The 17,159-nt window shown below is 67.9% G+C and carries 21 protein-coding genes; 9 read left to right on the top strand and 12 right to left on the bottom strand.

The features are described from left to right. The first annotated feature begins 51 nt into the window (after positions 1-51). Positions 52-636 (top strand): hypothetical protein, encoded by a 585-nt coding sequence (locus AB1285_RS27150; RefSeq protein WP_429978290.1) that lies wholly within the window; start codon positions 52-54, stop codon positions 634-636. Between the two features lie 714 nt (positions 637-1,350). Here the strand turns inward: AB1285_RS27150 and AB1285_RS27145 are convergent. From AB1285_RS27145 to AB1285_RS27090, 12 genes are all read right to left on the bottom strand, one after another. After that, the gene (locus tag AB1285_RS27145) at positions 1,351-1,782 is read right to left on the bottom strand and encodes a hypothetical protein (RefSeq protein WP_429978289.1); all 432 of its coding nucleotides are present in this window, start codon (positions 1,780-1,782) and stop codon (positions 1,351-1,353) included. A 5-nt stretch (positions 1,783-1,787) separates the two neighbouring features. Beyond that, positions 1,788-2,027, bottom strand: a complete 240-nt coding sequence (locus AB1285_RS27140; protein ID WP_429978288.1) for a hypothetical protein — start codon at positions 2,025-2,027, stop codon at positions 1,788-1,790. A 3-nt stretch (positions 2,028-2,030) separates the two neighbouring features. Then, positions 2,031-2,282 (bottom strand): hypothetical protein, encoded by a 252-nt coding sequence (locus AB1285_RS27135; RefSeq protein WP_429978287.1) that lies wholly within the window; start codon positions 2,280-2,282, stop codon positions 2,031-2,033. A 408-nt stretch (positions 2,283-2,690) separates the two neighbouring features. Then, the gene (locus tag AB1285_RS27130; RefSeq protein ID WP_429978286.1) at positions 2,691-2,891 is read right to left on the bottom strand and encodes a hypothetical protein; all 201 of its coding nucleotides are present in this window, start codon (positions 2,889-2,891) and stop codon (positions 2,691-2,693) included. A gap of 1 nt (position 2,892) precedes the next feature. Continuing rightward, positions 2,893-3,207, bottom strand: a complete 315-nt coding sequence (locus AB1285_RS27125) for a hypothetical protein (RefSeq protein ID WP_429978285.1) — start codon at positions 3,205-3,207, stop codon at positions 2,893-2,895. Continuing rightward, on the bottom strand, positions 3,195-3,764 hold the full coding sequence (locus tag AB1285_RS27120) for an ATPase, T2SS/T4P/T4SS family (protein ID WP_429978284.1): 570 nt from the start codon (positions 3,762-3,764) through the stop codon (positions 3,195-3,197). The genes AB1285_RS27125 and AB1285_RS27120 overlap by 13 nt, the downstream gene beginning before the upstream one ends. A gap of 591 nt (positions 3,765-4,355) precedes the next feature. Beyond that, positions 4,356-4,496: a hypothetical protein gene (locus AB1285_RS27115; protein WP_429978283.1), complete on the bottom strand. Its 141-nt coding sequence runs from the start codon at positions 4,494-4,496 to the stop codon at positions 4,356-4,358. After that, the gene (locus AB1285_RS27110) at positions 4,493-5,062 is read right to left on the bottom strand and encodes a hypothetical protein (protein ID WP_429978282.1); all 570 of its coding nucleotides are present in this window, start codon (positions 5,060-5,062) and stop codon (positions 4,493-4,495) included. The genes AB1285_RS27115 and AB1285_RS27110 overlap by 4 nt, the downstream gene beginning before the upstream one ends. An 82-nt stretch (positions 5,063-5,144) precedes the next feature. After that, positions 5,145-5,855, bottom strand: a complete 711-nt coding sequence (locus tag AB1285_RS27105) for an SAF domain-containing protein (RefSeq protein WP_429978281.1) — start codon at positions 5,853-5,855, stop codon at positions 5,145-5,147. 884 nt (positions 5,856-6,739) lie between these two features. Beyond that, the gene (locus tag AB1285_RS27100) at positions 6,740-7,156 is read right to left on the bottom strand and encodes a hypothetical protein (protein ID WP_429978280.1); all 417 of its coding nucleotides are present in this window, start codon (positions 7,154-7,156) and stop codon (positions 6,740-6,742) included. After that, positions 7,153-7,380: an AAA family ATPase gene (locus tag AB1285_RS27095; RefSeq protein WP_429978279.1), complete on the bottom strand. Its 228-nt coding sequence runs from the start codon at positions 7,378-7,380 to the stop codon at positions 7,153-7,155. Before AB1285_RS27095 ends, AB1285_RS27100 begins: the two co-directional genes overlap by 4 nt. A gap of 891 nt (positions 7,381-8,271) precedes the next feature. Next, a complete protein-coding gene (locus AB1285_RS27090; RefSeq protein ID WP_429978278.1) occupies positions 8,272-8,706 on the bottom strand; it encodes a hypothetical protein in 435 nt (144 codons plus the stop codon). A 53-nt stretch (positions 8,707-8,759) separates the two neighbouring features. Between AB1285_RS27090 and AB1285_RS27085 the strand changes: the two genes are divergently transcribed. From AB1285_RS27085 to AB1285_RS27050, 8 genes are all read left to right on the top strand, one after another. Beyond that, the gene (locus tag AB1285_RS27085; RefSeq protein WP_429978277.1) at positions 8,760-9,017 is read left to right on the top strand and encodes a hypothetical protein; all 258 of its coding nucleotides are present in this window, start codon (positions 8,760-8,762) and stop codon (positions 9,015-9,017) included. Between the two features lie 1,277 nt (positions 9,018-10,294). Further along, entirely contained in the window at positions 10,295-10,573 is a 279-nt protein-coding gene (locus AB1285_RS27080; RefSeq protein ID WP_429978276.1) for a hypothetical protein, read from the top strand. A gap of 16 nt (positions 10,574-10,589) precedes the next feature. After that, the gene (locus AB1285_RS27075) at positions 10,590-10,913 is read left to right on the top strand and encodes a hypothetical protein (RefSeq protein WP_062635271.1); all 324 of its coding nucleotides are present in this window, start codon (positions 10,590-10,592) and stop codon (positions 10,911-10,913) included. Positions 10,914-11,609: 696 nt separating this feature from the next. After that, positions 11,610-14,138, top strand: coding sequence for an ATP-binding protein (locus AB1285_RS27070; RefSeq protein ID WP_429978275.1), 2,529 nt, complete (start codon positions 11,610-11,612; stop codon positions 14,136-14,138). A gap of 543 nt (positions 14,139-14,681) precedes the next feature. Further along, positions 14,682-15,638: a hypothetical protein gene (locus AB1285_RS27065; protein WP_429978274.1), complete on the top strand. Its 957-nt coding sequence runs from the start codon at positions 14,682-14,684 to the stop codon at positions 15,636-15,638. Further along, complete coding sequence (locus tag AB1285_RS27060; RefSeq protein WP_429978273.1) at positions 15,635-16,138, top strand: hypothetical protein; 504 nt, start codon at positions 15,635-15,637, stop codon at positions 16,136-16,138. The genes AB1285_RS27065 and AB1285_RS27060 overlap by 4 nt, the downstream gene beginning before the upstream one ends. Positions 16,139-16,177: 39 nt before the next feature. After that, entirely contained in the window at positions 16,178-16,540 is a 363-nt protein-coding gene (locus tag AB1285_RS27055; RefSeq protein WP_429978272.1) for a hypothetical protein, read from the top strand. A gap of 417 nt (positions 16,541-16,957) precedes the next feature. Beyond that, the coding region (locus tag AB1285_RS27050; RefSeq protein WP_429978271.1) for a M23 family metallopeptidase at positions 16,958-17,159 on the top strand (202 nt) is incomplete at its 3' end.

The following is a 17,159-nucleotide window of genomic DNA, read 5'->3' as shown; positions in this document are numbered from 1 at the left end:
CGGGAGAGGCGGCGGTGCCTGTGAGGACGCGGGTGCCGGGCAGGCCGATCCATGGCGGCGTCGCTGAGTGCGACGGTGCAGGAGACGGTCGCGCTGACTCGCCGGTGGTGCCGATCGGGCGCTCAGGCCGGAGGCGTCGATGTTGACGGAGAGTGTGGTGCAGTGACGCCGGACTGTTCCATCGAGATCCGCGCCATGTCTTCGGCTGCTTCCTGCGCCTGGGCCGTGGTGCGCGCGAGCGATGCTTCGCGGGCCGCGGCCGACGCTGCGGACTCGACGGCGTTGCCGGCCAGCGCGAGACGTCCGGAAGCTGCGAGCAGCACGAGCACCGCGGCGAGCGCCGGGGCGAGGATGGCGATCTCGAGGCCGGCGGAAGCCGCGTTCGTCGCGGAGCTTGGCGATGAGGGTTCGGATGGCGCGCATGGTCAGTTCACCCACCTTTCGGTGGGGCCGGTCACGGTGACGTCGATGTTGGTGGTCAGTCCGGGGACGAAGGAGGGGGCGGTGCCGGTGACGGTTACGGTCACGGTGTTGGCGCCGCGGTCGACCGCGACGGATGCGCCGCTGATCGGTGAGCCGGACTGGTTGAGGACTGCGAGGCCGGCGGTGGAGCCGTCTGTGCCGCTGGCGTTGTAGGCGCGGGCGGCTGTTGTAGGCGCTGGTGGCGGCGGCGTGGGCGAGGTTGTTGGCGTGGAGGATGATGCCCAGGTGCAGGAAGACCGCGAGGACGAGCAGCAGCACCGGGGCGATGATCGTGTTCTGCAGCGTGGACCGCACCCCGATCACCGGCGAGCGCTTCTCTGAGGCGCTGCCGGTGACCGGTGTTGGAGGTGCGGACCATCTGCGGGTGGCTCTTTCAGCCGGGTTGGGGATCTGGCCGGCGTAGGCGTTGATCGCGGTGACGATGATCGCCACGACGGGCCACGGCGGCGAGCGCGATGCCGGCGGTCCAGATGACCTGCTCGAGGGTGATGGAGCCACGTTCGGGCTCTTCGGTGAAGCGAGCTGCCCGCCCGCGCATGCGGGACAGGAACTCTCGGCTCAGGGTCGACATAGGATCCTGGTTCCTTTCTCCTCTCTGGGTGGGTGGTGCTTGTCCTATTAGGTATAGGCCTCGGTTTGGGGCCTTCGCGGACAATCGACTTCCAACGTCTCAGAAGAATGCGTGAGCACGAAGGGAGTTCCGAGCAGAAGCATGAAGAGGACGCGGTGAGGGTCATCGGGATGGTCATCTTGTTGGTCGCTTTGTTCGCCTCCGTCACTTCATCATTCAGAAGTCGGTCCCGGAGGTTCTGCCCCGTGCCCTGAGTGTCTCATATACCGACGCTCCTTGCTCCCCCGAGAGCCTGATCACCTTGGCGATTTCACCCAGGTCGGACGTTGATCTCGAGGAGAGCTGCTCGAGCGCGTCCAGGGTGCGGTGCCGGCGTAGCGGGCTTCGGTGAGGGTTTGCGGGATTCGGACGAATGCCCAGTTGCGTCCGACCTGGGCGGCGGACTCGAGGGCTTTGCCGGGAGGGGCGCCGCTGATGCGTTCGGATCCGACGAGCTCCATGTAGACGGCGACCGAGCGGGAGAACTCCTTGCGGGCGGCTTCGGCCTGGTCGCGGACGAGCAGGTTGGGCAGGTACCAGCCGCCGATGGCGAGGGGGATGCCGAACAGCGCGGGGATGTAGAACGCGGTCAGGCCGAGGACTTGGAAGATCAGTCCGATCGCGATGGGGGCGATGAGGCCGAGGCCGGCGGAGAGCACCTTCTGGTACAGGAACCGGTTAACGCTCATGCCGATCAGGCGCAGATCGCGGGTGGGGATCTTGAGAGAGGGGCTGTCGCCGACGCGACGGAGGACGGCTGAGCCCACCGGTTCTCGAGGGTGGCGGCGTAGGCGGGGTCGGCGGCGACGGTGGTGGTGCCGATCCGATCGAGCGCTGCGGAGAGGCTGGGCTGGGTGGGCACCAGTGCGGCGATGACCAGCGCGAAGCCGAGCCCCAGGACGAGGCCAGGGAGGACGATCAGTGCGAGGTTCACTTCTCACCAGCTTTCTCGGGTGGCAACGAGCAGACGGGGTGCCGGCACGCCGCGGCTGATGCGTCGCATCCACAGCAATACGAGGGCGTAGCTGACGAGATATGCGGCGAACAGGAGTTGACCGATCGGGGTGCCGTAGGGGGCGGAGTACTGCTGGGCGAGGACCAGGAGTACGAGCAGCGCGACGGTGAGTAGACGACGAACCGTGCCTCGTTGCGCGGGGTGGCGCGGTCCGGCTTCGATCTGGCGGCGCATCTTGACCCGCTCGAAGATGCTCTTGGCGAGATCCTCGAGGCGAGGCGGCGAGGCCGGATCCGCGGAGCTCGGCCTTGCGGAGAAGGTGCATCACGAGCACGTCCGCGGTCTCATCGTTGAGGTCGTCGGCAAACGCCTGCAGCGCCGCGGTGGTGGTCCACCGGGCGTTGATGCGCGCGACGAGCTGCGTGACCTGCGGGCGGATCGCTTCGGGGCAGCTGCTCAGCGATGCGGCGATGGTGCGTTCGAGGCCGGCGCCGGAGACGGTGAGGCCGGCGAGGCTGCGGGTCCAGGACTCGAGGGCGTCGAGCTTGGCGATCGTGTTCTCCTCGGGCCCTTCTGCAGCAGCCATGGCAGGCCGACAGCGGCGACGGGCACGGCGATCACGAGCAGCCACCATCCGGGTGATCAGCGCGAACACCAGACCGACCGCGGCGCCGCCGACGAGCTGGATCTGCTGCGTGCGGGTGAAGTCGCGTGTCGCCTTCCGCGAAGCGCGCTGCGCGTGGGAAGTCCGCTGGTGCTGGGCTTGTGGGCGGCGCCGAGGATGACCAGGATCGCGCCGGCGACCGCGACGATGATGCACAGGGCGAGGGTTGCGGTAGTCATCTCACACTCCCAGGTTCGCGGGGTCGAAGCCGTAGAACTTGAGCTCCTCGAGGAGCCGCGGCGATGGCATGTCAGCGGTGATGAGGCTGCCGCTGGATCGGTCGAAGCGGAACACCTGAGAGGCCACGGGGCGGGAGTTGTTCTGCTCCTCGCCGGGCAGGATCTCGGCGATCTCGGTGACGACGCGGCGGGGCTTGCCGGTCGCGGGGTCGATGATCTTCGAGATCTGCACCACGATCTTGATGTTCTGCTCGATCATCCGGTAGGCGTACACGGGGGTCGTGTTGTTGCCGCGGGACAGCATCAGCGCCGACATGCGGTCGATCGAGTCGTCTGCGCTGGCGGCGTGCAGGGTGGACAGCGACCCGACACCGGACTGCATGCCTGCATCATGGCGTAGATCTCAGGGCCACGGACCTCGCCGACGATGAAGCGCTGGGTGTCCAGTCGGAGGGTGTCGTAGACCAGGTCTTCGGGGGTGATCTCACCGGGCAGCCGACCATCGGCGCCACGCTCCCCCTCCCCCGGCTTCGCCTCGAGTGAGACCACTCGCGGGTGGCGGTCGTTGATCTTGTGAAGGTAGAGCTCACGCTCCATCTCGATCGTGACGATCTTCTCTTCGGCCGGGATGCAGTCGGCGAGTGCGCGCAGCAGTGTGGTCTTGCCTGCGCCGGGGAAGCCGCTGGTGACGACGGAGACCCCGGCGATGACGGCCGCGCGGAGAAGGCTGCCGCCTGGCGGGTGATGGTGCCGCGCTCCACGAGCTGGTCGAGGGTGACGTCGACGAGGGCGGTGGATACGGATGACGATCGTCGGTCGGGTGGCGACGGGTTCGGCGATCGCTGCCAGACGCGCCCCGCCGGGCAGGTCCATGTGCAGTCGCGGCCGGGCGCTCGTGAACGATCGGCCGCCCTCCCCGAGCGGGCGGCGAGCAGGTTGATCTCTCGCTCGAGCTCACGGTCGTTCTCGGCGATCGGGTACTGGTACTTGACCACGCGGCCGTCCGCGTAGGAGATCCAGACGTCGTCGAACCCGTTGATGTGGATGTTCTCAACGTCGGGCTCGTCGACGAGCGGCTGCAGCCGACCCAGGCGGAACAGCTGGTCGAAGACGGCCTGCCGGATGGCGGTCTGCATCGGGGCCGGCCAGCGCCCCTCGCCGGGGCGGCGGGTCTGGTCGTCGACGCGAGCTCGGACCCGGTCAACGATGTGGTCCTGCGCTGTCTGTTCGCGCTGCTCGGCGGTGATGTCCATGGACTCGCTGAACACTGCGGCGAGCTCACGGGAGACCTCGTCGCGAATGGCGGCGATGTCGGCCCAGGGCAGATCGCTGCGGGCGTCGAGGGTGGTTGGCGGGGTGACCTCGGTGCCGGCCGCTCGGGGATGGTGGCGGTTGCCGGCACGATCGGAGCTGCGGGTGCCGTGGGGACTGCCTCGGCCGGGGCGTTCCGCTGTGCCGCGCGGGTCAGGTGCGCGGCGGCGTGGCCAGGTTGCGCAGGCCCGTGTCGGCCGGTGCGGTCGTCGGCGCCTGCGGGGTGGCCGGTGCCGGCGCGGTGAAGAACGGGATGTTTCCCAGGTCTGCGGGGTCGGGCGTGGGGTCGCTCACTGCTGTCCCTCCCAGTCGGTGGTCGTGTAAGTGCGGGTGTTGAGGACATCGCTGTAGCTGAGCAGCAGCGCGCCGATGGCCCGCGCGTAGGGGGTGCGCTGGGCGCCGAGGGTGGGTGCGCCGACCGAGTAGATGGCGGCGCCCTTCGGATCCCAGGGGATGGTGCCCAGCAGGTTCATGCCGATCTGCTTGTGACGGTCTTGAGAGGCCAGGTCTCCTGCGTGGTGGGGCGTTCGGTGACGAGGAGATCGACGTAGCTGGCGTGCCCGATCTCGTTGAGCGTGTTCAGCAGCCCACTCGGGGACGGTGTTGCGGTTCTCGTCGAGGGAGCGCCAGTGTGCGAGCACGGCTGCCACGGAGGGCAGCGTGCGATCGGTGAACAGGGTGATGCTGTCCGCCTCGCGCAGCAGCGGGAGTCGAGGGTCGTTGACGTGGAGGCGCCCGCCGTCGACGAGGATGTCGTACCCGGCGGACTCGTAGGGGCGCAGCGCGTCGAGCAGTGCCCGCCAGAAGTGGGGGCCCGCGCCGGCGGCGCCCTGCAGACTCTTGAAGCCGGGGATGAGCACTGAGCGGGGGCTGAGCTCGACGGTCTGTTCCAGAGCTTGTCAGGGGTCAGAGCGCCGTACTGGTCGGCGACGGCCGCTTCGGTCAGTCCGGTGCTGTGGTAGACCTGCCCGCGGATGAGTCCGGGATGATGCTGCTGGTCTTGGTGGTGTCGGCCTCGACGAGGATCACGGGCTTGGACCAGTTGAGGGCCAGGGGCGCCGGCGGCGGTGGGTCACGCCGGGAGCGCCGGACGCGCTGGCAAGGAAGATGATCGCCATGCGGGGTCACTCCCCCGTCGAGTCGATGACCAGCGCGACGCGGCCGGTGGCGGCACGAGCGGCGATGTCGGGTGCCTTCACGGTTCGGCACGACCAGGTCGACAACCCACACCTGGGTCTCAGTGTCGTAGGTGGCGGTGAACACCGTGGCGTTGAAGCTCTTGGGGGTCTCGACGGGCGGGTCGCCCTGAGTGACGGGGGTCTCGACGACACGGACCTTGTCGCCTGCTGCGAGCTGGTAGCCGGGCATCTGTGCCTGGGTGAGCGTGACGCCCACGATCGAGGAGCCGGCCGGCACCGCGAGGGTGTCGCCGGTGTTGGCCGACGTGATGAGGGTGCCGGCGGGCAGGTCGACCAGCGCGGTGGTTCCGACGAGGTCGGCGGCATCCGCGGCGGAGACCGCGTCGACCTGCTGCCCGCCGGCGAGCTGGATGGTCGTGAGGTCGTCCGTGGTGATCGTCTCCCCGCGCGAGACGTCGACGCTGGTCGCCATGACGCTGACGGTGCGGGTGAGGTTCGTGGTGACCCACCACACGCCGATTCCGCCGAGGAGGACAAGCGCGATGCCGAGGGCGATGATCGCGGGGCGCCGGCGAGACTTCGTCGGCTGCTGGACTGCAGGAGTGAGTCCTTGCTTCTGCTCGCCCGCTCGGTGGTCTCTTTCGTGCGCTTGCTCTTGCGGTCAGTGGTGGTGGTCATTGGAGGTCAATCCTTCATCGTGGGGCGGATGTGGGGTAGGTGTCTAAGCAGTTCGGTGAGTGTCTCATATACCGCTGTAGCGACAGCTGGTCTTCTGCTGTAGCTGGACACCGCACCGTCTAGTCGAGAGGCGGAAGGAATGCCTCGTAGGCGGTGATGATGACGAAGTTCCGGGAGGGAGCATCGAGTTCAGCGGTGACGCGATCGAGGATCGCGCGGTACGACGGGGCAACGCGCACGGTGTGCTTGACGCGGGGCCCCGCGTCGGAGACGGGGGCGGGACGCTTTCTGCCTGTTGAACAGATCCGTCCAGTCCTCGTCAGTCTCTTCTCCGCCGGCGGTGGCTTGGCGGATCAGTTCAGGAAGACGCTTATAGGTAGCCGAGACGGCGTCCAGGAGGACCGTCTGGTGGCTCTTGCGCGTCTTGGCCATGTACGCCTGCAGGCGGTCGTTCAGTGGGACCGGAAGGTGGACGGGGACGCCCTTGGTCGCGGTCTCCCGCTCCTCCCTCTCTCCCCCGTCTTCGTCCTCCGTGCGGGTCGTGCGAGTCGGCTGCTTGCGCGGCGCCTGCTTCTTCGCAGGAGCGGCCGCGGGTTCGACCGCCGCTGCAGGGGCGGGCTCCGGGGGCGGAGCCTGGTCGACGGGGGGCTCCACGGGTTCTGCGGGAGCCGGCGTCGGCGCGGTGCGGCGGTGAGTTTTCCGAGATCCTGACGAGCCATGTCAGGCCTCCTTCATCTGGTTGGCCCACAGCGACGTGAGCTCCAACGCGACACTGGTGTAGTCGGAGATCGCTGCTTGGTTCTTGCGGGAATCGGTGTACTGCGTGACGACCTTGCCGTCGAAGGGAGCGTCCTCGACGCTCGCGGACAGACGAATGTGACGCTGGAAACGCGGGAGTCCGATCTGCCCCTCGATGAACTCGACGGTGTCGAGCTGCTCTTCCCAGTCCTCGAGTCGCCGACCGCCGCGGCGGGTGTCGATCTTGTTCAGCAGGAGTCGGTAGGGCACCCCGGTCGGGATGATGTGCTCGACCAAGGTGTCCGCGACCGATTCGATCGCCATGGTGGCGGCTTCCAGCGGCAGGACGATGAAGTCGGCGACCTGCAGGGACTGCGGTGAGGACGCCGGTGTTCTCATGGCTGCCAGGCGTGTCGACGAGGGACGATGTCGTAGCCGTCGAGGTCACGCAATCCCATGATGTTGTTGGGATCGACGTCGGCTGCGAAGTCGAACGGAAGGTCATCCCCCGCTCGCTCGGCCCAGCGTGCTGCGGACTGCTGCGGGTCGACGTCGACCACGAGCACATTGTTGGCGCGGGACAGCGCGGCCGCGAGGTTCATGACGGTGGTGGTCTTGCCCACCCCGCCCCTTCTGGTTGCAGACGCCGATGATTCTCACGATCGGCCTCCACGGACGAGGGTGTTGACAGCGGTCGCGCCAGTCGAGCGCGCGATGTGCGGATGTGTGGCGCGGGTATGGGGCAACTGTGGCGGGTTCATGGGCGTCAGTATAGCGTCACATTCACGCCTATATGCAACAACAATCGCGCGTGTCGTGCGCGGCGCATGCGCTAGAGGTTGCGATGCAACCGCGCTAGCGCCGTGCACTAGACGCGCTGTATTGGAGCAATGACGGCGCATGCAGTGCGCGTGTACTTGCGCTCTATCTGCGACATGTAACGCGCCAAAGTCGCGACGTACAGGCACAAGCAATGCGCAATCAAAGAGCAGTACAGGCGACCGACTCGCGCTAGTAGTGCGCATGTTAGAGCGCAACATCATGCGCGGGTAGGGCGATGAGCTAGCGCGAGTATTGCGAGTGTTATTGCGGATGACTAGCGCGGGTGTGGCGCGGGGGGTTGCTCAGCGTATCGCGCGAGTGATGCGGTGATCTGGCGGGGGAGTGGCGGAGGCTATCGCGACGTTGCTGCGTGGGTACAGCGCAGAGCATCGCGGCGGGGTAGCGCGTGTGTGGCGCCGCGCTGGCGATGGTGGAGTGCGCGTGTCGCGAGGGCTGGTAGGGGAGTCGTGGCGGGGCATCCAAACGATGGATGCGGGCGTAAGCGGCCTGTGCGGCCTGCTGAGGCGATTTCGGCCATGAGGAGGGCTCCGAGTGAGGCGGAGGGGAAGACAGGGCCCCTGGGGGCCATCCAGAGGCCCTGTCTGTCTGGGGGGGCGGAGCGGTTAGTGTGCTCCGGCCTGTGGGGCGCGCTCGACTCGTCGACTGCGCTTGCCCCTGGATGGCGGGTTGGCTCAGCTGCGGCGCGGGGCGTAGGAGACCTTGGCCTCCATGTCGCCACTGACGGCCTGCATGAGCTTGGTGCGGATTCGGCACACTCGGCGGTTGAGCGTCTCCCGGCTGACGCCGAGCTCGGCCGCTGCTTCCTCACGCGCCACACCGGGGTCACCCTCTGCGAGCTCGATGCGTGCAAGCAGCTGGACCTCGTCGCGGCGGAGGGTGCCGGAGTCGATCGCCCAGGTGAGGATCGTCACCAGATCCCGGAAGACGTCGTCGCTCTCGTCGGGGCCTGCGATCTTCTCGAGCAGCTCGTCCTCGATCGGCATCGCGTCGACGCTGTGCTCGCTGCCGAACCAGACTCCGAGGTTCTTGATCGTCTCGAGACGGATGTTTCCGGAGACGGAGTGGACGCGCTCGAGCGGGTAGGTGTGAATGACCTCCCAGAGCACGCCGATCGTCCGCAGTGCGGGCGTCGGCGGGGGAGTGCTGCCACAGGCTGCGCATGCTGCTGCAGCTGCTCGGCAGCCGCAGCGCGAGCGGCTATGAACGACTTGAGCAGGACGCGGCCGGCGAAGGTATCGCCGGCGTGCTCGAGGGTGAGCAGCTCGAGCAAGAGCGCGTCGCGCTGTTCGGGAGCTTGCGGCTGCCGGATGAGGTTCACGGCCTCATCGCCGGTCAGCTCGCCGAGCGTTCCGAAGTGGTGAGTGGTGTGGGAGTGGAAGCTGTTCCACTCGTCGAACAGCTGGTCGGCAAGAGGTGATGTCTTCGCCCAAGCAGTCATGAGAAATGGCCCTTCGTCGTGACGTCGGTTGACGAAGGGCCACGTTCCTCAGCACCCCTGGTTCAGATCCTGGAAAGTTCCGGGCGGGCAGGAGAGTGCCCGACCGGCGGATGCTGGCTTCGGTGGGTCTGAGTCGCGATCCGATGCTGTAAATGCCCGTTCAGGGGTGGTTTCCATGTCTCGCTGCATGGGCGCAATATCCACGCAAGATTTCTTCGATCCGCGATGTCCGCGAAGGCCGAAAACCGGCCTATACAGATATGCCCCCGTTGGTCGGGAGGCATCAGGACTCCGCGGAAGGGACAGAAACGTGAGCGAGAGCAGCACCGCAGACAGCGCCGACGACGCCATGTGGGAAGGATTCAAGCCCGACGCTGCACGCGCGATCCGTGCGCGCCAGGGGTTCGAGGAAGCGGTGGCGAGCACCCTCGACGCACCCTTCGACCCCTCCACGCATGGCCGCGTGGTGAAGGCGGTTGAGGAGCTCTCGGCAGCGGTGCCGGCAGCTCTGCGGGGTGGCGCAGCTGCGAGTGGGAGGAGCTGCATAATGGCGCGCCGCGAGAAGACGTCGAAGCCAGCCAAGGAGACGAAGACCGTCCCGGCACAGGGGAGCAGCTGGACCCATGGTCGGCAGCTGGGCGGCAAGGTGCTGTCCGCACTCCTGTTCGCCGCGATCGCGTGTGGGCCCATCGCGCTCTTCGCCGCGGCCGCACGTCCGGCGCCCGTCGTCGCCGCAGCGCCCGAGGCGCAGGCAGCGGGGCTGAGCACGCAGCAGCAGGCTGCCGGCGGTTACGCGGAGGGATTCGTCTCCTCGTGGCTGAGCGCGACGAAGGACGCGCCGGGTGACCTGGCTACCTACGTCGACCTGGCGGCGCTGCGGCAGCTGTCGGTCACGGCCTGGGAGTACCGCGACCTGTCCGTGGTCTCCATCACACCCGTCGACGGCTCGGACTTCGTCAACGTCGTCGTCGCGGCGAACATCAAGGAGCTGTCGGTGACGGACTCCGACGACACCAGCACGACGAGCTGGCCGCGCCGCTACTTCCAGGTGGCGATCGCGGTCAACGGAGACACGGTGCGGGCAGTCGGTCTCCCGCCCAGATCTCCGCTCCCGTCCAGGGCGAGACAACGTCGCTGGTCTACAAGCAGACCATCGGATCCTCTGACCCGTCTGCGGAGACGGTGTCGGCGTTCCTCGGCGCGTACCTTGCCGGCTCGGGCGACCTGTCCCGATACAGCGCCCCGACACATCCTTCGTGGCGATCTCGCCCGCCCCCTACGTGATGGTCAACGTCGAGGAGCTGCGGTCGGACCTGACGCCCACGGAGTCCCCGAGCGATGGCGACACCCTCAAGGTGCTCGCGACCGTCTCACTGCTGAGCCCGCTGGACCAGCAAGTGACCTCGACGTACACGCTCACCCTCACCGCGCGTGCCTCCCGCTGGGAGGTCAGCGCCATTGATCTTGCACCGCAAGCGGTCTCCGACAAGGGATCGACAACCCCCACGCCGACACCGTCCGGTAACGGCAACTAAGGAAGGAACACCAACCATGTTCGATTGGATCAACGGGATCACCGCTGATGCGACGACTGCTTTCCGGGCGGTCGTGTTTCTCGCAGCAGCAGTGATCTTCTTCGTCGTCGCCGCCAAGGTGCGGTTCGCCATGGCGACGACCATCATCACCGGCATCGCGTGCGGCCTGGCCATGTTCCTCGCCGCCGGCGGTGGCGAGTGGGTCATGGGCCTCATCCAGACCGAGACCGTCGACGCCATCGGAGTGACGATCCACCAGATCGCAGCTCCGGCGGACGTCCTGGTGCTCAACGAGACCACCACCGCGGCCGGCGACACGGTCTACCGGCTGGTCGCGTAAGGGGCGAACGTGGCCGATCGCGACGAAGAGAGAGAGGTTGCGCGCTTCTACACGCGCAGCCGCCGGTTCCCAAAGTTCATCGGCCGTCTCCACGACGGCACGAAGATCCCTGGGGGCCCCTACACGCTGACGCAGGGCGTCGTCCTGGCGATCGTCCTGGTCGTCGCGCTGATGACGCAGAGCGTGTGGGGGACTGGCTCTCCGATCGTCGACATTCCGTCGCTGCCTTCGTGTCCTGGGGAGCAGCGTGGGGAGCCGGAAGGATCCCGGCCACACGCCGGAACTGCTGAGCATCATCACTAGCGGCATGTCCGCGATGACCCGCCCCGCAGCCGGCCGCTACCGCGGAGTGACCATGCGGGTTCGCCCGCCCCACTTCGCAGGCGGCGGAACAACGATCGCCGAGCCGGTCGGAGCCACGCTCGCCCGCCCGGATAGCGAGAACACCGCACCCGCACCGGAAGCGCCCGTCGTGGCGCAGCCGGTCCTGCAGCGCGCTCGACGCCGCTGCCGGCGCACGCACCCGCACACGCGGTCAGCGGCGTCGAGCGCCTGCTGCAGCAAGCCCGAGGAGGCAACTGACCATGAGCTACTCATCCCTCCTCCCCATCCTCGGCGGCACGCCGATCACGGTCCCCCTCAGCGGCGGTCGCGATCTGCTGCTGCCACGCCGACCGACTGAGAAACGAGACGACGATGCAGATTCCGGCAACAGCGATGACGAGCAACCTGATGTGGACCCGCTCGGGCGTGGTCTGGGCGACGTGGCGGCTGCAGCCGCTCCCGTATGCCTACGCCACCGCGGCCGCAAAGCAGCTCGTCAAGGCGCACCACCAGGCGCTTTTCCAGGCCCACCGGGGCGAGGGGCTGCTGCTGGGGCTGTGCGCTGACCTGGACCCGGTGTCGATCGTGGAGCGGATGCTGGATGGGGTTCGCATCGACGAGTGCCCCGACTGGGCGCGCGAGGTCGAGCTGACCCTGGACGCGCTCGAGCAGATCCCGCTCGGAACGCGCGCGTTCTGGTTCTCGGTCCCGCTCGCGGCCGGTTCGATGAAGGCGCGCGCGATGTCGGCACTGCGCGCCGCCGACACCAAGCTGCGTGACACGCTGGCTCTTCCCCGTCAGCTGCCTACCGACTCCGAGATCGCCGCTGCTGCGCGGATGGCCAAGGAGATCGAGGTCCGCATCCCCGCCGCGTTCCAGCCGACCCGCGCAACGCCCGCCGAGCAGATCTGGATCGCCCTTCACTCGCAGCAGCGCGGCCTCTCCGCAGACCTCGCCGCCCCTGTCCCGCCTGCCGAGGGTACGGAGGACGGATTCGGCGCCGACGAGCTCGCGCACTTCCAGATGCCCTCCGCGATGCCAAACCCTTGGCTCGACGAGGGCGGGCAGAGTGACATCGCCCCCCAAGTCCGGGCAGCAGTTCCTCCCGTTCAAGCGCCGCTACCTCAAGGTGCACAGCCCCTACGCGGACGAGACGTCGTCCTACCAGGTGGTGCAGGCCATGGTCGCCGCGCCCAAGGCCGGCTGGGTCTCGCCCGGCGTCGAGTGGATCTCACACGTCGACCAGTTCCCCCTCGACGTCGACTGGGGGATCCGTTTCACCGTCACCGCGCCGACGAGGTCAAGCGTCGCAACAAGAAGGCCGAAACCGCCATCGAGGAGCAGTACAAGCATCAGGAGGGCACCGCGACGATCACCGGCGGCGGATCCGACCTCGGCGAGATCGCAGAGACGCTGGCCGCGTACCACGCCTCCCTCAACCGCTCCGACAAGGAGGTCGAGGTTCAGGCGACGGTGCTGTTCGCTGTGGGGGCAGATACCGCCGATCTCGCGAAGGCCAAGGGCCGATTCGTGGCAGACGAGTACAAGCGCGCCGACTTCCTCCTCGAGGCGCCCCTGGGCGGTCAGGAGGAGCTTTGGTGGGCGATGATCCCCGGCACGCCCACCGGGCGCATCGTCCGTGAGCTCACCCAGATCACGACCGGCCGGGAGTTCGCGACCGGAGTGCCGCTTTCCAGCAACGAGCTCGGAGACGAGAAGGGCGCCCGCTTCGGCGAGAACATCAGCACCGCACGCCACACCCCGATCCTCCGCGACGCGGACGGCAGTATCCAGGCCGACACCAGCGCCAGCTTCGGCGTGGTCGCCGAGCTCGGCGCCGGCAAGAGTGTGCTGCTCAAGGGAGACATGGGCGACACGGTCGACCGCAACGGCCGCGTCGTCGCGATCGACCGCACAGAGGCCAAGGAGTACGCGGTCTTCGCGCAGAGCCTCCGGCCGGACACCACGACGATCGTCGACCTGATGACCCCGGAGTACTCGCTGGACCCGCTGCGGGTGTTCGGCCCTCTCGTCGGCGCACGCATGGTGCAGTCGCTCTTCGCGGTGATGCTCGGCATCCGGGCTCGCGACTCCCGAGGCGTTGCCCTGTCCCGCCTCCTCGAGCCGGAGTACGTCGCCGCGCACGACATCACCAGCCTCGGTCGCCTGCGGGCACATCTCAAGACGATCTCCTCCGCGGAGAGCGATGAGCTGTCGGGCCTGATCAACCTGGTCGCGTCGAAGGACATCGGCGAGGTCCTCTTCAACGACGGGCTGACCGCTGTCGACCTGAAATCGCGTGCCCTGGTCTTCCTCACCCATGGGCTGTCGCTGCCGGACAAGACCGAGCTCGAGCACGCGCACCTGTTCGAGGAGATGCCCCTGGAAAAGATCTACGGCCGCGCGATGTACGCGATGCTCATGGGGATCTCCCGCGAGGTCTGCTTCATGAACCCCGGCGAGCTCGCCGGCGCCTACTTCGACGAATGCCACCACATCACCCAGTCACCCGAGGGTGAGCGCGACCTGCGCATCGGCATCCGCGATGGCCGCAAGCACCGCGCGTTCTTCGCCCTTGGCTCCCACGATCCCGCCGACTTCGGTGAGACCCAGACGCGCGGCCTGCTCAAGACCCGCTACGTGATGCGTCAGACCGACAAGGATCTGGCGCGCCGCGCGATCGAGTGGTTGACCGGCGAGCCTGCAGACCCGGCGATGGTCCAGGTGGTCACCGAGGATCTGTCGCCGCTCGGCCCGGACGGCAAGGTCGCCCCTGAGCGGCGCGGTGAGGGCCTGGTCCGTGACCAGCGCGGCCGGATCGGAAAGTTCCGCAAGACGCTCCCCGAGCGCCCCGACCGACGCGAAGCGGTGCTGTCGACTCCGTCTCTGGTGACGCCATGATCGGGTTCTACCGGCACACCTTCGAGACCCTGGCGGCGCGTTCTGGCGGATCCGGTTCTGGGTGCATGATCACCCCCGGTGTAGCAAGGTCTTCGCCGTGATCCTGATCGACCTGTTCCTGGTCCTGTTCGGCAACACGTACTGGGCCTTCGCCGCTGACGGTGGCGGCTCGTCCCCGTTCATGCTCGGCGGCGACATCACCGACAGCGACGGCGTCCCCCTGACCAACTACACGGTGCTCCCGCTTGACCGCGGCGACGTGTTCACGATGGGGAAGTTCTTCATCTCCATGTGGATCGACCCGATCTGGACCGGGCATCTGGGTCTGGTGTCGTGGATGATCTGGTTCTGCGACTGGCTGCTCTCCTTCGAGTGGGTCGACATCGTCGCGGCACCGTTCGGTGCGCTGGCCGACCTCCTGCAGGACTTCCTCGGCGAGATCGCGTGGATCCCGTTCGCGCTGACGATCGCCGGCGGAGTCGCAGGCCTGGCGATCATGCTCGGCCGGCACTCCACCGGGTGGGCGGAGCTGTTCATCTCGGCGTGCTGCGCAGTGCTGGCAACCGGGCTGCTCGCCAACCCGATCGCCTCGCTCACCGCCGCCGCGGCGCCTTCGACACCGCCCAGGAGTACGGCGGTCAGATCGCCGCCGTCGTCGTCACCGACGACATCAACAGCACGGAGCTCGACTCCGAGAACCTGCTGTCCGCTGCGGTCACATCGCAGCTGGTCGACATCTTCGTGAAGATCCCTGCGCAGACGATCGCGTTCGGCCACGCCCTCGAGGGGCAGTGCGCCACGACCTTCACCGACACGATGACCAGCTCGGCGCCTATCCAGACCGGCGCAACGAGGTCCGCGACGCGGTCGGCGGCTGCGACGAGGAAGCGAAGACGTTCAACCAGAACCCCCAACTTCGGCCAGGTGCTCACGGCTGTCACGATGACCCCCGGCGCGTTGACCCTGTTCATCCTCCCGATGGCATTCGCCGTGCTGTTCCTGGTCACGGTGCTCGGCTTCCTGATCTCCGCGATCAAGACCATGTGGAACGTCTACATCGGGATCCTCCCGGTCAACCGATACCCGCTTTGGAAGTCCCTCGCCGACACCTTCATGGGCCTGGTCGCGATCGTCTTCATGGCGGTCGTCATGGCTGCCGTTCTCAAGCTGACCGTCGCAGCAATCACCGGGCTCAGCAGCCTGGGGATCCCGCTCGTCGCGCAGATGACCTTCGCAACGCTGGTGATGATCGTGCTGCTGTTCCTGATCATCCGGGCGCGCCGGATCGCGAAGAAGACAGGCCAGTCGATCGCCGAGCAGCTCTCGCGGTACGGCATCGGCAAGGGTGGCCCCGACGCAGCGCGACGGGGGTCAAGACCGTCGCGGCGATGGGCGCCGTGTCGACGATCGCGGCCGCGGCTCTGCGCCGCCCTGACAACACGGTCGACGCGCGCTCCATCAACTTCGGCGCTGCGGCCGCGCAGGACATCGGCACAATGACCGCCACACGCCCGCCCGCGACGCCTATGCCGCCCTCTTCGCCATCCGGCGGCTCGTCGGGCCGTCCGGCGCTCCCGTCGCCGCAGAAGGGCCCTGGGGGCGGATCAGCGGCGGGTGCCGCCGCCAAGGCATCGAAGACGGCGGATCTGGTGTTCACGGCCGCGCGAATCGGTAAGGGCGCCGCAGCTGGCGGTCTTGCCGGCGCCGCCGGCGCCGCGGCGCTCGAGGTCGGTGGCCGGGTGGCGACCAAGGGGGCATCCAAGGCGGTCTCCGCGGCCGCGTCCGCCGGTAGCAGCACGCCACGAGCTGCCGGTGACCCGAAGGTGGTTCCGATGGTCGTCGACCCGGCGCCGACGTCGACGCGCACCCCGGACGGCCCGCGCCGCATCGTCGTGGACTCTTCGGGCATGGGGCACATCGAACGGCGCCCCTCCTCCTCCGGGGTCGTCGACATCACGTCGCTGCCACCGCGCGCCCCTCGATCCCCGCGCAGCGGGTGAGATGCGTGCCCGGCTCGCGATCGCGCAGAAGTAGTCCGCATGTCCGCATCGGGAGTGCTCGAGCGCACCGCTGACGTCGCAGGCGCCGCCAGCGGTGGAGACGACGGGGACGGAGGCGGCTCGCGCAAGGTCATCCTCTGGGTGATCGCGCTCGTGCTGGTGCCGGTGGTGATCTTCGCCGGCTACACGATGTTCCTGATGATGGCGATCGCCGGCGCCTCCGGCGGCGGGTCGTCGCAGTGCACAGCGGGTTCGCTGACAACCGACAAGCTCGAGGTCCAGACCACCGGAGGATCGACCCGCACCCTCGGTGCGACCGAGCTCAGCCACGCGGCCACCATCCTCGCGGTCGCTCGATCCCTGGGGTGTGTCCGCGCGAGGGACAGCAGATCGCGATCATGACCGCGCTGCAGGAGTCCGGCCTGAAAATGTATGCCAACTCCTCGGTGCCCGAATCTCTCGACTACCCCCACGACGCGGTTGGCAGCGACCACGACTCGGTCAACTACTTCCAGCAGCGCGTGTCGGGCTGGGGCACCGTCGAGGATCTCATGGACCCCGTCTACGCCGCCAAGGCGTTCTTCGGCGGCGAGGAGGGCCCCAACGGCGGATCTCCTCGAGGACTGCTCGACATCCCCGGCTGGGAGGAGATGGGGCTGGGAGAGGCTGCGCAGACCGTGCAGGTCCGCGTACCCGACCGCCTACGACAAGTGGGAGCCCGCCGCTCAGCAGATCATCACCGCGGTCGGCGGGTCGGTCAGCTGCGACAGCAGCACCGTCGTCGGGCAGGCCGCATTCCCGCTCTCTCCGGGCTACCAGATGACGTCCGGCTACGGTCCCCGCGACATCTCGGTCCCTGGCGCCTCCTCGTGGCATGTTGCGATCGACCTGCAGCACTGGCCGAACCCGTGCGGCGACCCCGTCTACGCGATCCTGCCTGGCACGGTGACCCTCAGCAGCTCGCTGTGGCTGTCAATCAAACACCCCGATGGGTTCGTGGTCTCCTACCTGCACATGTACA

The organism is Microbacterium sp. NRRL B-14842 (assembly GCF_050470785.1).
This window is presented reverse-complemented; position numbering and strand designations above follow the sequence as displayed.